This is a genomic window from Parapedobacter defluvii (genome assembly GCF_014642075.1).
Classification (GTDB): domain Bacteria; phylum Bacteroidota; class Bacteroidia; order Sphingobacteriales; family Sphingobacteriaceae; genus Parapedobacter; species Parapedobacter defluvii.
The window spans coordinates 122,769-137,790 of the sequence record NZ_BMIK01000001.1 but is presented as its reverse complement, the minus strand read 5'-3'; the positions used below and the strand labels follow the sequence as shown (position 1 = coordinate 137,790).

Annotated in this window: 13 protein-coding genes; 12 read left to right on the top strand and 1 reads right to left on the bottom strand. The window is 47.1% G+C overall.

Translation table 11 applies throughout. The annotated features are described in order from the left end of the window. Positions 1–68 precede the first annotated feature (68 nt). The 3 genes from IEX60_RS00485 (at position 69) to recA (ending at position 2,119) form a co-directional block, all read left to right on the top strand. Complete coding sequence (locus tag IEX60_RS00485; protein WP_188746299.1) at positions 69–275, top strand: hypothetical protein; 207 nt, start codon at positions 69–71, stop codon at positions 273–275. A 6-nt stretch (positions 276–281) separates the two neighbouring features. Then, on the top strand, positions 282–929 hold the full coding sequence (gene nth / locus IEX60_RS00480) for an endonuclease III (protein ID WP_188746297.1): 648 nt from the start codon (positions 282–284) through the stop codon (positions 927–929). A gap of 182 nt (positions 930–1,111) precedes the next feature. Further along, positions 1,112–2,119, top strand: coding sequence for a recombinase RecA (recA, locus tag IEX60_RS00475; RefSeq protein ID WP_188746295.1), 1,008 nt, complete (start codon positions 1,112–1,114; stop codon positions 2,117–2,119). Positions 2,120–2,149: 30 nt separating this feature from the next. On the opposite strand, the gene IEX60_RS00470 is transcribed toward recA, so the two are convergent. Continuing rightward, positions 2,150–2,935 carry an SDR family oxidoreductase gene (locus IEX60_RS00470; RefSeq protein ID WP_188746293.1) on the bottom strand — a complete coding sequence of 262 codons (786 nt, stop codon included), beginning with the start codon at positions 2,933–2,935 and terminating at the stop codon, positions 2,150–2,152. Positions 2,936–3,030: 95 nt separating this feature from the next. Between IEX60_RS00470 and IEX60_RS00465 the strand changes: the two genes are divergently transcribed. From IEX60_RS00465 to IEX60_RS00425, 9 genes are all read left to right on the top strand, one after another. Continuing rightward, a complete protein-coding gene (locus tag IEX60_RS00465) occupies positions 3,031–3,741 on the top strand; it encodes an RNA polymerase sigma factor (protein ID WP_188746290.1) in 711 nt (236 codons plus the stop codon). Between the two features lie 95 nt (positions 3,742–3,836). Further along, positions 3,837–4,976, top strand: coding sequence for a FecR family protein (locus tag IEX60_RS00460; RefSeq protein WP_188746288.1), 1,140 nt, complete (start codon positions 3,837–3,839; stop codon positions 4,974–4,976). 201 nt (positions 4,977–5,177) lie between these two features. Continuing rightward, positions 5,178–8,525: a TonB-dependent receptor gene (locus IEX60_RS00455; protein WP_188746286.1), complete on the top strand. Its 3,348-nt coding sequence runs from the start codon at positions 5,178–5,180 to the stop codon at positions 8,523–8,525. 12 nt (positions 8,526–8,537) lie between these two features. Then, complete coding sequence (locus IEX60_RS00450) at positions 8,538–10,406, top strand: RagB/SusD family nutrient uptake outer membrane protein (RefSeq protein WP_188746284.1); 1,869 nt, start codon at positions 8,538–8,540, stop codon at positions 10,404–10,406. Between the two features lie 46 nt (positions 10,407–10,452). After that, positions 10,453–11,493: a hypothetical protein gene (locus IEX60_RS00445; RefSeq protein ID WP_188746282.1), complete on the top strand. Its 1,041-nt coding sequence runs from the start codon at positions 10,453–10,455 to the stop codon at positions 11,491–11,493. Beyond that, complete coding sequence (locus tag IEX60_RS00440; RefSeq protein WP_188746280.1) at positions 11,478–13,838, top strand: hypothetical protein; 2,361 nt, start codon at positions 11,478–11,480, stop codon at positions 13,836–13,838. The genes IEX60_RS00445 and IEX60_RS00440 overlap by 16 nt, the downstream gene beginning before the upstream one ends. A 44-nt stretch (positions 13,839–13,882) precedes the next feature. Next, entirely contained in the window at positions 13,883–14,152 is a 270-nt protein-coding gene (locus IEX60_RS00435) for a hypothetical protein (RefSeq protein ID WP_188746278.1), read from the top strand. 4 nt (positions 14,153–14,156) lie between these two features. Next, entirely contained in the window at positions 14,157–14,327 is a 171-nt protein-coding gene (locus tag IEX60_RS00430) for a hypothetical protein (protein ID WP_188746276.1), read from the top strand. Positions 14,328–14,384: 57 nt separating this feature from the next. Continuing rightward, entirely contained in the window at positions 14,385–14,990 is a 606-nt protein-coding gene (locus tag IEX60_RS00425) for an RNA polymerase sigma factor (RefSeq protein ID WP_188746274.1), read from the top strand. Positions 14,991–15,022 lie beyond the last annotated feature (32 nt).

The window sequence follows — 15,022 nt, the reverse complement described above, 5'->3', positions numbered from 1 at the left end:
GATAGCCATACTAATCCGATGTTTATTGCGTTATAATTCATATATGCAATAAAAAATATAGGGCGCTTATGACAGAAACTTATACTTCCAAACATCCCACAACACATGGTATCATTCGGAAATTGGAACAGGAACCTATGCGTCTTGATTTAGACGATGAGTTGTTCTACAATTTCCTCAAAAATGAGATGGATACATTGCTTCGCCAGCCGCATTCAAACTGCATTCGTAAAATCACTTCTTATTCAAAAGCGGGACAAACGTCATTGATGTAAGGCGTCATGCTCAAAAAGGAACGATACGAGGCATTTGTCGCCTACTTCTCGACGCATAATCCGGATGCTCAAACCGAGTTAAATTACAGCAATCCCTTTGAATTGCTTGTTGCCGTCATCCTCTCCGCCCAATGTACGGACAAACGGATCAACCAAGTCACCCCTGCGTTGTTCCAGCGCTTTCCCGATGCCGAGAGCCTTGCTGCAAGTACGCCGGATGAAGTATACAACTACATCAAAAGTGTGAGTTATCCCAACAATAAAGCCAAGCATCTGGTTGGGATGGCACAAAAGCTGGTAAGCGATTTCGGGGGTGTGGTGCCCCAAACGGTAGAAGAGCTTCAGAAACTTCCCGGAGTGGGCCGTAAGACCGCCAATGTCATCGCATCTGTCGTATATAATGCACCTGCTATCGCTGTGGATACCCACGTATTCCGTGTCGCCAACCGCATTGGGCTTACCAACAACGCCAAAACACCCCTAGCAGTCGAAAAGCAATTGGTGAAATATTTACCCAAAGACACTTTGGCAATTGCCCACCATTGGCTAATTTTACATGGGCGTTATATCTGCGTAGCCCGTAGGCCAAAATGTGAGGAATGTCCCATCACCTGGATGTGCAGATATTTTGAAAAAGTAGTAAGTCGTAAGTAATGGAAGGCGGAAAACAGGGATTGAGCAGATTCTCGCGGATTTTACGGATATAACGACAAAAAGCTGATTGCTAGTACTGATAGCTGAATGCTGACAGCTGATAGCTGTCAGCCATAAATAACGAAAAAAATTAGTAAAATAAAATTATTTATCGTACCTTTGAACCGAAAATTACTAAAACTATGAGTAATCAAGAAAAATTAAAAGCGTTACAGCTTACTTTAGATAAATTAGAGAAGTCCTACGGTAAAGGCACAATCATGAAGCTGGGAGATTCGGCAGTTGAACCGATTGATGCCATCTCTACGGGGTCCATTGGACTGGATATTGCCTTAGGCATTGGCGGTGTGCCCAAGGGCCGGGTCATCGAAATCTATGGTCCGGAGTCTTCGGGAAAAACGACCTTGGCAACCCATGTTATTGCAGAAGCCCAGAAAAAGGGAGGTATTGCTGCCATTATCGATGCGGAGCATGCATTTGACAAGTATTACGCAAAAAAGTTGGGCGTCGATATCGAGAATCTGCTCATTTCCCAACCTGACAACGGTGAACAGGCATTGGAAATTGCAGATAATCTGATCCGTTCGGGAGCGATCGACGTCATCGTGATCGACTCAGTAGCGGCTTTGGTACCAAAAGGCGAAATTGAAGGCGAAATGGGCGATTCCAAAATGGGGCTGCAAGCCCGATTGATGTCCCAGGCCCTGAGAAAACTTACCGGTACGATTTCCAAAACCAATTGCTGTTGTATTTTCATCAATCAATTGCGCGAAAAAATAGGAGTTATGTTCGGTAATCCGGAAACCACCACCGGCGGTAATGCGTTGAAATTCTATGCTTCGGTGCGGTTGGATATCCGTCGTATGGCACAAATAAAAGATGCCGATGAAGTAGCGGGAAACCGTGTGAAGGTCAAGATCGTAAAAAACAAGGTGGCTCCCCCCTTCCGTGTCGCCGAATTCGACATCCTATTTGGGGAAGGTATTTCCAAAGCGGGTGAGATTATCGACTTAGGTGTGGATTTCAACATTATTAAGAAATCTGGTTCCTGGTTCAGTTATGGCGACACCAAACTTGGTCAGGGGCGCGATGCGGTAAAAACATTGCTGCTTGATAACCCCGATCTGATGGATGAGTTAGAGACGAAGATTAAAGCGGAAGTAACCGCAGAAAAATTAGAGGAGCTGTAACAGCTCCTTTTTTGTTAACTATCTGTTTGATTAGATACTCGGTGTTTTCCCCCCATCTACGGGGATGTTTACTCCACTGACATAGGAGGCCGCAGGCGAAGCCAAAAAAGCAACCACATTGGCAATTTCTTCCGGCTGACCGATACGTTTCAATGGGATGGCACTTTTCATCCGTTCTTCGACTTCATCGATTGATTGTCCATCCGTTTGCGCACGCTGTTTCATCAATGCTTCGAGCCTCCCTGTATAGGTTGAACCCGGCAATACATTATTGACAGTTATTCCAAATGGCCCGATCTCATTAGCCAAGGTTTTGGCCCAAGCCGCTACTGCAGCGCGGATGGTATTAGAGACACCAAGGTTTGGTAGCGGTGTTTTAACCGATGTGGAGATGATGTTGACAATACGGCCATAGGCGGCAGCTTTCATTGCGGGAAGCACGGCTTTTACCAACAATTGATTGCAGACAACATGCTGCTTGAACGCATTTTCCAAATCATCCTGCGTGGCATCTGCAATTGCACCAGAGGCCGGACCGCCGGTATTATTGATTAAAATGGTCACGGGAAAACGCTTAATAACCCGCGCAACCGCCAAGCGAACGGCTTCAGGGTCAGAGAAATCGGCTACCTCGTAGGTATGGGATTGCTGATCCGAAACGGGGAGTTTGCCGACTACTGCCTGTAATTTTTGCTCATTGCGGGCCAATAAAATACAAGTAGCGCCCAATGAAGCCAATTCTTTGGCCACGGCTAATCCGATACCTTGGGTACTGCCGCAGATAAGGGCATATTTGCTGTTTAAGGAGATGTTCATTGCAATTAACGATCTTTCAACAAAGATAGCCGTAAATTTCGTGCAGGCATCGAATTTGCTTTCCCAATTTTCAATCCATCACCTACGCTTAGTTCATGTTTGTATATCACGCAATTTTATCTAAGTTTGCCTTCGATACTGGGGAAATCAAACTGTACCAAGTAAACCAACTAGCACTGCTGGACGAATATGGAAATCAGAAACAGATGAGTATCACGCACGACACGATGGTGACTCAATTGCTTAGGCAGGGTGATGAAAAAGCTTTTTCATTATTATATGACACTTTGTGGGAGTCTCTTTTTAGCTATGTCATGCGTATACTTCATGACCGAGAGGATACCATGGACATCGTACAGGAGACATTTATTGACCTATGGCAGCAACGTAACACCTTAGCCAACGTAAATTCCATAAGATCCTACATATTTTCAATAGCCCGCTACAAAGCTTTACGCTATATCCGACTAAACATAGAAAAACGGGATTATTTGGCGTCACTTATCGAATTTTTCGACGAATATGAGAAAAGCGTCGAATCACAGTTATTTACCCAGGAGTTGCAACGTATCATCGATGCCGAAGTAGCAAATCTTCCCCAAAAAATGAGAGAAGTTTTTGTCTTAAGCCGCGAAAAAAATCTATCATACAAAGAAATTGCCGAACAACTAAATATTTCGGACAAAACCGTAAAAAAACAGATCAGCAACTCATTGAAAATCCTGCGTCTTAAACTAAACGACCGCAATTATCCGACCCTGTTGGTTGCATTAATCCTACCGTACTACCCTATTTTTTTTCTCTGAAAAACAAGACCTTACATAAGCCCTGAAATTATTACTACTACCAAATCCAAAAAAACCACACTTCCTTACAAAACGATTATAGACCATTGGCTCTAATGAATAAAGAGGAAATCCTGGATTTACTCGCACGCTATGAAGCGGGCGTTTGCAGCGAAAAAGAAACCGCTACGCTCGAACAGTGGTTTGCTACTCAACTTCACAACCATACCTGGGAATGGGAAAACGAAACGGAGCGCCAGTTGGTTAAACGTGCTATGCAACGCCATATTGAAAGCCAATTATTCCCGAAAAAAATTAGCCCGGTTTTCACGCTCAAGCGGATCGCAACAGCCGCAGCCATTTTGATTTTTTGCGCAACAGCGATTGGAATCTACCTAATTCGCCGTTCCTCCGGTCCGGTTGAGCAATTCTACATATCGCAAGCGGTAGCTCCCGGCAGTAATGCTGCCCAATTGACATTGGCCGATGGCAAAACCATTTGGCTGGATGACGCGCAGACAGGGACTGTATATAATCAAGGAGGAATTGCCATTACCAAACTTGCTAATGGTGGGATCGATTACCAGGTAGACCATCGTTTCGCAAAGGGGGCAACGAATGAAGGAAATAACACCATAAGCGTCCCCAGAGGAGGTCAATATCAAATCACGTTGCCGGATGGCACAAAGGTATGGCTCAACTCTGCCACAACGTTAACCTATCCGGTGGTTTTCGCCGGACATGAACGTAGGGTCTCACTCACGGGGGAAGCGTATTTCGAAGTCGCCAAAAACAAAGCTATGCCTTTTGAAGTCAATGCAAATGGCACCCATATTTTAGTAACCGGAACCGAGTTCAATGTCGCTGCATATGCTGATGAAAAAATGGTCAAGACCACGTTGGTTACAGGCCGGGTAGAAGTAGCTTGCGGGTCCCAAAAAACAATCCTGAATCCGGGGCAGCAAGCCCTTTCATCCTCACACTCAAGCATTCAAACCAAGGATATAGACACGGACTATGCCATAGCCTGGGTAAATGGAGATTTTCTCTTTGAAGATCAGGATATCCGAACCATTATGAAGGACATCGCGCGCTGGTACAATGTGGATGTGGTTTTCGAGGGAATGGTCCCTTCTAAACGATTCGGCGGGACCTATACCAGATCAAAGGGCTTGGCTGAATTGCTGGGTTACCTTGAATCATTAAGCGGTATGCACTTCAACCTGAAGGAAAGGAGGGTAACGGTCATGATGTAACCCGATACACGGATCTGCTGCCTATGAAAAACCGGAAATGTTTGCGGCATTTCCGGTGTACCGGCAACCATTGCCGGATTAGGTCATCTTCAAATTGTGTAGTAAACAATCCTGTTCTATTAACCTAACATGCAAATGTATAGAAAAAACATGGTATTGCATGACGATACCAAACACAAGCTCTTCAGAGTTTTACTGACCATGAAGCTTTCATTACTGCTTTTGTTATTCACATTTATGCAGGTTTACGCTGAGGCAAATGCCCAGGAAGTAAGCATTCGTGTCAAGAACGCGCCGTTGCAATCTGTTTTTAAACTGTTGAAAAAACAAACGGGTTACGATTTCTTATATGCTTCCGAAGATTTAAATCAGGCTGCTGCGGTAACCTTAGATGTGAAAGACAAACAGCTTATATCGGTGATCGAGGCATGTTTAAAAAACCAGCCGTTGGATTACGAAATTCAGAACACGACCGTCCTTATTCGGAAGAAGAAATCCCAATCGAATGCCCCCGTTCCCTTCCAACGGGAAATCCTTGGCCGGGTAACCAACAACGAAGGCCAGCCAATCGAAGGCGTTACGGTAAACTTGAAAAACACGACACTAGCTACGACCACCGATGCTGACGGTCGTTACCGGATCACACCGCCCCAATATGTAGGAATACTGGTTTTTACCGCTGTTGGCTATGAACCGACCGAGGCCGTCATCGGAACGACACAGACCATTGACGTAACCCTTATAGAGCAAGTAAGCGATATCGACGAGGTGGTTATTGTGGGATATGGTACTCAAAAAAAAGAGAGTGTAGTAGGTGCCATTTCCACCGTTAATGTTAAGAGTTTAAAGTCGGCAGTACCGAGGTCGTTAAACAACGCGTTGGCTGGGCAAGTCGCCGGTGTTATCGCCGTACAACGTTCGGGTGAACCGGGTAATGACGACGCTCAGTTTTGGATCAGGGGCATCAGCACGTTCGGCGCAGGGTCTGACCCTTTGGTACTGGTAGACGGCGTGGAACGTCCCATCAATAATATCGAACCCGAAGATATCGAAACCTTTTCGGTACTAAAAGATGCAGCAGCCACGGCGATTTATGGCATCAGGGGAGCGAATGGTGTCATCCTCGTCAATACGCGAAGAGGTGCCAGCCAAGCTCCGTCCATTAATTTCAAATATGAGACTATGCTCAAAGGTGCTACCCGATGGCCGGAATATACCGACGGGGCCACGTTTATGGAACTATATAACGAAGCTTATTTGGCCACCAATCCGGAGTCACAACCTTACTTCAGTCAAGATCGCATTGATAAGACGCGCTCAGGAGAAGATCCTTTACTTTACCCGGATGTCAATTGGCTTGATCTCATGACCAAGAAGCATACACTTAGCAATCGCGCCAACCTGAACGTCACCGGCGGAGGGGAAGTAGCTAAATACTATATCTCTGGCTCATTACTGAACGAACAAGGGATGTGGAAGGAAGACAATCTCAACGCCTATCATACAAATACAAACCTCAACCGTTATAATTTCAGGGCAAATACGGATGTTAAGCTAGGTGCGTATACAGACGTCGGGCTAAACCTGGGTGGCTATCTGGTAACGGTAAACTATCCAGGCACATCCAGTGATAACCTTTGGGAATTGATTTCTAAAACAAATGGCATTACGTTTCCAGCCTGGTATCCCGACCCGAATAATTCCGATAACAAATTATTTGCAGGGACAGGCAGTGTGGTGCGAAACCCTTACCATGACCTGGTCAACCGTGGATTCCAAACCACCTGGAACAGTTCAATCCAATCAAATGTCAATGCCCGGCACGATCTATCGTACCTCTTAAAGGGCCTGAGTGTCCAGGGGCTTTTCTCGTTTGACGCCTATAACTGGCACAATATTGAGCGCACCCGCGATATGGGAGATCTTTACATTGCCCGGGGAAGGGATGACAACAACGAGTTGATGCTTCAGCAAACGGTGGTCGGAATCCAGGATTTGGGCTTTAGCAAGGGAGCCGGTGGAAACCGCCGCATCTACTTTCAAGCGAACCTCAACTATACTCAGCAATTCGGGGACCACAGTCTTGCCGGCCTTTTGCTATATAATCAACAGGATTTTGTCAATGCAGACGCCAGCAATAGCATTTCTGCACTTCCGTTCAGGCTTCAGGGATATGTAGGGCGCCTATCGTATAACTTTAAAAACAGATACTACCTCGAAGCAAGTGCCGGGTACAACGGATCCGAAAATTTCGCAGAAGGGCATCGCTTCGGCTTGTTTCCGGCGGTAGCATTGGGCTGGATTCTTTCGGAAGAGCCCTTTTATAAAGCAGGTAGGTTTTCCGATGCATTGGAGTACCTGAAAATCCGCGGCTCCATCGGTGAAAAGGGCAACGATCAAATCGGGGGGAGACGATTTGCCTACCTGACGACCGTCGGCGGAGGAAATGGAGGTTGGACTTTTGGCAGGGACTATACCGTGACGATCCCCGGAAGGGGTGAAGAAGAATGGGGTGCCAACCTCACTTGGGAACGGGAAAGGGAAGTCAATGCCGGAATAGAGGCTCGTTTCCTTCACGGTTTCTATTTGCAAGCAGACTTTTTCAGACGCGAGCGCCGCAATATATTTCTACAACGGAATTCGCTGCCTGCCATTTTCGGAGTCAAAGAAAATCCCTGGGGAAACATTGGTATCATGGAAAATCAAGGTGTGGACGCTTCCCTTGAATACCGCAGCCAATTCGGCAAGCTGGACCTCACATTCCGTGGAAATTTTACGTACGCCAAAAACCGGATCATTGAAAACGATCAACCTACACCGATATGGGCTTATCGCGCCGAAAAAGGGAAGCGGCTCGGGCAACCTTTCGGGCTCATTGCCGAAGGATTATTTACGACAGCAGATTTCGCAGATCCGCAGGAAGGCGTTCTGCTGCCCAATATCCCGGCGCATACGTTTGGTAAGGTATCTCCGGGCGACATCAGGTACAGGGATGTCAATGGGGACGGCATCGTGAATATCGACGACTACGTGGCCATCGGCAACCCCGTGAACCCCAGCATCATTTATGGGTTCGGAATGAGCCTGGGATATGCGAATTTTGATCTTTCCGTCTTTTTCCAAGGAAGTGGCATGATGGACTTCATGCTTTTTGGCGGAGGCTGGTATCCATTCATGGATGGATTAAACGGGAATTTACAGGTACACGGTTTAGACCGATGGACTCCGGAAAATCCAAGCCAGGACGTATTGTTCCCCAACCTCGGATTCAGTGGGATGACAAACAATGTCCAGCCGTCCACCTGGTGGCAACGCGATGCAAGTTATTTGAGGCTTCGGACAGCGGAATTAGGATATACTTTACCGAAAAAGCTAAGCCAAAAACTGAAAATTGATGCTTTCCGTGTCTTTTTGTCAGGGTTCAATCTTTTGACTTTCAGCAAATTTACGTTTTGGGATCCCGAACTCGGGGCTGGCTCGTCGGGCAATACCGGCGCGAAATATCCCATACAAAGAACATTCAATCTGGGAATCAACGCGAATTTCTAATAGCCGCAAATCATGAAAACAATCATAAAACACCTACAACAGCTGGTTGCGGGGATTTTCATACTCCTAACTACCGGTTGCAACAAGAATTTTTTAGACCGGCAACCCGACGACATGCTGGACCTGGATGCCGTGTTTGCCCAAGCCTTGGAAACCGAGCGGTACCTAGCCAACGTCTATTCCTTTGTACCACCGTTGGGTGATGGCAACCAAGGATTCGAAGGGAGCTTCATGAGCATTGCAGACGAGGCCGATTTTGGTGCATCTTTTATGTATGCCAATCATTTGCATAACATCGGTAACTGGGGGCCTTCAACTACTGTGTTTGATTTCTGGACATACCTATACCAAGGTGTCCGATCGGCAAGTGTGTTTATCGCACGGGTTGACGAATGCCAGGAAATGTCTGCCGAACTCCGGAAGCAACGCAAAGCCGAAGCCCGGGCGCTCCGGGCATTTTATTATTCATTACTGTTGCGGCAGTACGGCCCGGTGGTCGTCCTCGCAGAAACACCCTTTGAAATCGATACCCCTCCCGAATCGCTTCAATTGGCGCGCACGCCCTACGACGCGTGCGTGCAATACATTTCTGCTGAATTTGACCAGGCAATTTCCGATCTGCCTGCACGCATTACTGATCAGGGGCAATTGGGGAGAGTTGACCAATTGGTGGTACTGGCGGCAAAAGCAAGGATGCTTCTCTATGCAGCGAGCCCGCTGTTTAACGGCAATGCAGACTATGGGAATTTCGTGAACCCGGATGGCACACCATTGATTAACACAGTTTATGACCACGAAAAATGGAAAACTGCCGCAGATGCCGCCAAGGCAGTCATCGACCGAATGCCTAGTGGACTGTTGATAAAGACAGATGAGACCGGATCGCCCAATCCGCTAAGTTCCTATCGGGACGTATTCCTTGATCGCTGGAACCAGGAAATCATCTGGGGTCGTCAGCCTAAAGGCGAATTGCTGGATTGGCATTGGTGGCAGCACTGTGCCCCCCACCAGGCCGGAGGAGAAGCGGTATACGGAGCGACGCAACAACAGGTTGACGCATTTTTCATGGCCAATGGTGAACGCCCGATTACGGGTTATAATACCGATGGAAGCCCCATTATCAACCCCCGTTCGGGTTATACCGAACAAGGATTTGCCGAAGAAACCACCCAGTATTGGAATGAAGGAGTTTCGAAGATGTACGTGGGCCGGGAACCTCGATTTTATGCTACGATCAGTTTCAACGGAGCTTCATGGGTAAACCGGGGCGAGGACGGCAACCAATCGTACCGATTCGAATTCTGGGCGGGCGGTGCAGATCTGGTGGGCGATAATTACAGCAAAACCGGTTATGCCATCCGGAAATTCATTCATCCCAGCACCGTCTGGAATCCCAACTGGGCCAATGTGACTGTAGAAAAACTGCAAGATATTATTTTCCGGTTGGGTGAAGTCTACCTCAATTATGCAGAAGCACTCAATGAATATGACTTTGCCGGTAATCAAGTCGAAATCCTGCACTATCTAAACCTGATCCGCAAGCGCGCAGGCATACCCGCCTATGGCACAGCCCCAGGCCAAATAGCTCCACCCCCATCGCAGTCTGCCATGCGCGATGCCATCCGCGCGGAACGTCGGGCAGAGCTCGTATTTGAAGATCTCCGCATTTGGGACTGCCGGCGTTGGAAAATTGCGGAGCAGACCGATGATGGACCGTTCTACGGGATTAATATCAAGGGGGGGAGTCACCTTTCAGATCCGTTGTTATACAAACGGGTGGTTTTCGAAAACCGGGTGTTTCAGCGCAAACACTATCTCTGGCCGATTCCCCAAACCGAGGTAGAACGCAACCGACAATGTGTGCAGAACCCTTTTTGGTAATCCATTATTAACCGACATTCCGAATACCAGTAACTATTGAACTGTCATGAAACAAGAACCAACGTTCAACTTTTATTCCATATGCGGCACTGTTGCCCTACTGATCGGCTTTCTCCTATCTTGTACAAAAACCGGTGATATTATCGCTGACGATTACCCAAATCCGAAAATCTACTGGACGGGTAGTGGTGAAATCATCCGCATTCCCGAATCGGATCGATATCCCTATAAAATCGACGAAGAAAACCAGAAAGTCTATATCACACTAGGATTTTCCACATCGGGCCTGAAAAACCGCGATGCCTTTACGGTCAATCTCGTTGTGGACCGAGACACCATCCATCAACTCCAACAGGAAGGAGCTCTCCCAAATACGATCGACCTGGAACCCGACATGATCGACATCCCCCCTTCTGCGACAGTGGAACAGGGCAAAGACGGGGCGCTTATCCAGCTGTCATTGGATATGACTGCGCTTGCTGGTCACGAAGATGATACCCTGGCGCTGGCCATCCGCTTGGATTCACCGTCTCAATATGAACTGAATCCAGCCTTATCCACGGCGATTGTCCTGATTAATTACCGAGCCATTATCGGTATTTCCTGCCCGGATGATGAGGCATCACCAGGTCGTATTTTTATTCCCTTTGAAACATCGGAGGATGTCGATGGCTGGGATTATGATGGACTACAGCCCGTACCCGGTGCCCCCGGTCAACTGACCATCACCCGAAATAACGACGATGGATATGGGATTGCGGTGAAATGGGATCAACTGTTCAATTTAGACGAATATCCCTATCTCGCAATGCGCGTATATGAGGAACCCACCGACGGAGTATGGTTATTGAAGTTTTATAACGGCCTTGCCGACTATGTGCTTCGTCCCGAAAACGGAACCTACAAGCAACTTTCTGACGGTTCGCGTATTTACTATTGGAATTTTGCCGAAGCAACGGGATTATCAGGGGAAGTTTCCTCCAACATTCAAGTCGTCATCGAAGGACCCAACGGACAGTCGCTGACCTATGGTTGGCTAAAAACTTATCAGGAACAGGACATCATACTTCAATGTATCACCGAATAAAGATAGCGACGCTGCTTCTCTTGGCAATTTCGGGTATTGCCGCTTCGCATGCCCAGATACCCCGCAGCAGCGATTTGGAGGAGAGCGGGCCAGATCAACGAAGGGATTTGAGTTTACCCGGTTCGCGCTTAGTAATCAATCCGTACAATTTCCGGATTCCGCCGGGGCAAAAAAACGCCTCGGCATACAGCAACAGTCCCATGATTCCTTTGAATGCCGGGTATCTGAGTACACGTGCCCCCCATCGCGAACTACCGGATATCAACGTGCTGCATCTTCAGCAAGCATCTCCGGGACATACCTTCGTAACCTGGCAGGCTTCTCTTGAAGATCCGTCTATCTGGGAGCCCAGTGATGGCATATCGGTACAAGTATCTGAGCAGGGCTTGGAAGCCCATATCAGCAAACAGACACGACAGGATGTTCAATCGCTTCGTTTCAAGGAACCTATTACCGCTGACCTGGATGACTCACGCTATCTGGAAATTGTTATTCCCCAAGCTTCGTCTCTTTGGGCGGTCAAACTCCATCGCGTGGGAGACGCTTCAGATCGGACGATAAGGCAAGAAAACACAGGAACAGGAACGTACTGTTTCGATATTCCTGCCGAAACGGGATGGAAAGGACGGCAATCTTTTGAACTGACTATCTATCTGATCGGACGAGGCACAGACATGGTGATGAGCCATCTGTCGCTCCGCGGTATAAAAAAGAAGAGCCTTTTTATGGCAGATGAATTCCATACGCAATGGGAGCCGCATCAACTTTCGTTTCAAGGAAGCTATGCCGACGGAACAAGCATTGCCGGCTTCGACTTCCTTTATGACAACGAAACCCTTGTTCGAAGCTTTCGGGTCACGAAGCCGGGCAAGAGTCCTATCGTAACCAGTGGAAAATATAACGGTGCACTTGTAAAAATAAACCGCAGCACGTTGCTTATCCAATCCGGGCATTATAACTATGTCGTTTCCTTCAAGCTTCCGTCGGCCGGAGAAATAACGTTCTATCGGAATTATACGGATCTTGTTGCTGGTCAAAACCCGCTTATTTCGCCCCCGGAAACCGGCTATTGGTCCGTATCGGGCATTTTTGATTCCTCGCCCGATACAAATATCCTTATTTCCTATTCTTTTGCAGATCCCTATCTACCCACAGACTCACTTATTAAACGGGCACAACAACCAACTGCCAATCCCTCTATTGTGGGCAAGCAACTGCAAAAGCGCCGTTTATTTTGGGATGACCTATTGAAATCGGTGCCTCATCCTTCCCATTTTGACATTCACGAGGTGGAATCTAAAGGCGTCGAACCTGCCGATATTCGAAAGGCGTATTATAAAGCCTGGGTATTTCTGGCAATGAATGTGCTTTCTTCAGATCCGACTAATTTTCCTTATCCGCAAATTGTCACGGGTAAACCGTCGCTTTGGGCAGAAGGCCATTCCGACGCTCCCTTTTCCGCAGCATGGGAGAGCTTTATCGGCATGCAATTGTATGCCTATATCGATCCGGAGGTTTCCTGGGCAGCATTCAGTGGATTAATGTCGTTAGTCGATGATACCGGAGTTTTGGGTGGGGAGAGCCTGCCTTCGCGAAAAGCACAAACCGCGCTGCTGCTGTATCGTCTGACCGGCGATAAAGACAAGCTCGCACAAAACTATCCTGCGTTAAAGCGGTATATGAATTGGCGGCTTCGTTACCCCATGTGGGTTTATAAAGAAGTGAGTTTGCTTAGCGAAACACAAAAAGATGCAGACTTTGTTGTTTCTGCCCTTATTGATCTGCAAGCACTTGATACCATCGCTTCCATACTGGCATTACCTGCAGACCAAACGATGTGGACGGCCAAACGTCAACAGTTTTTCAATCACTATTTAAGCTGGTTTTGGGAACAACCCGATGCCATTCCCGTTCAGCTCTACGACACCGAGACGAAGAGACGGGCCGCGGGGCACGCTATCTGGGTGACCAGCGGCCTAGCGATAGACGTGTTGACCTATCCTCAATTGACGGGCATGATGAAATTATTCAATGAACAGTTTGATCCGGGGGAAAATTTTGCGGGATTTCCGATGCCCAAATATCCCGAAATGGCTTTTACAGCCCGGGGGCTATTGGCCAGGGGGCATCGCGCCCAAGCACGTCAATTGATGGAATGCGGCGTAAGAGACATCGTGCGTTCAGGACCAATCTTCGCGGAACAATACGTGCCGGGTTTCCCACCTTATGGGGACGGGGTGAGGCCGTCAATCTTTGGCATGGCACAATTAATTGACTTTGTGCTTTTGTTGGGCGGAAAGGATTATCTTTCTCCTGTTTCACTCAGAACCGACCGAGTAAAGTAACCTATAGTTCTCCCCAAATCACTACATTCGCATGGGAGTCTGAAATGAAATATATTATTCTAAATCTCTTGTTATCCTGGTTATCGCCTCTGCTCGATAACCAGGATACAATACATGAGGGCCAACAACCCATCCTTTCAATTGGATTGATAGCAGATGTACAATATTGCGACTGCAACACGCATATTAATCGGTATTACCGGAAATCGTTAACCAAATTACACGAAGCCGTCGATGCCTTTAACCAGAAAGACGTAGACTTCGTCATTAATCTGGAGGATATGAAACTACAGACTCATCTTTCTATATGGTAATGACGTGAGCACATTCGGCAATGGCGCTGACACAAAAGAATATGCATTAGCGCTGGAACAGTTGGCGGATCTGAAATCGAAAAATGCCGCAAATGCCAAAGATTGGAATGGTGGCATTGGCGAAGAACAAATCATTGGATATGGTACTGAGGAATCCGGGGAATTAGTTCTTTAACTAGGCAGTCGGATTACTTTTTCCAAAAAAAACGTATGTTTGGTAAAATTTCCAATTATGCCACATCCATTGCCGAAAGTCGATACCGACTTACTACGCCTGCTGCGTGACGGGAATGTTACGGCCTTTGGAAAAATATACGCAACCTTTGCTCCGGTACTTTACAGACGGTTGCTACGCCTATTGAAAGATACGGACACCGTAGAAGAAATTCTGCAGGACACCTTCTTAAAGCTTTGGGAAAAACGAGCACACATAGACCCCGAACAGGCATTCACAACTTACCTATACCGCATTGCGGATCATTTAGCCATTGATGTCTTCCGTAGAATAAGCCGGGATAAAGCATTGCAACAGGAACTATGGGCCAGCACCATAAGCTTTTATCTCCATACCGAGGAAACAGTTCTGGCTAAGGAACAGCAGCAGCTCATTTCTACAGCTATAGAACGGCTACCTCCAAAAAGGAAGCAGATTCTGATATTGTGCAAACTGGAAGACAAAAGTTACCAAGAAGTAGCCGAATTGATGGGGATTTCTGTTTCCACCGTCAGCAACCAACTGGTTAAGGCGATTAAGGAAATCAAAAATTATATACTCCGATCTGCCCAGGGCGAACACGTGGTTGCCGTCTCCCTCCTACTTTCATTTTACATTGATTGATCTGTACATCAATAGCTTACAATTTTCTTTCA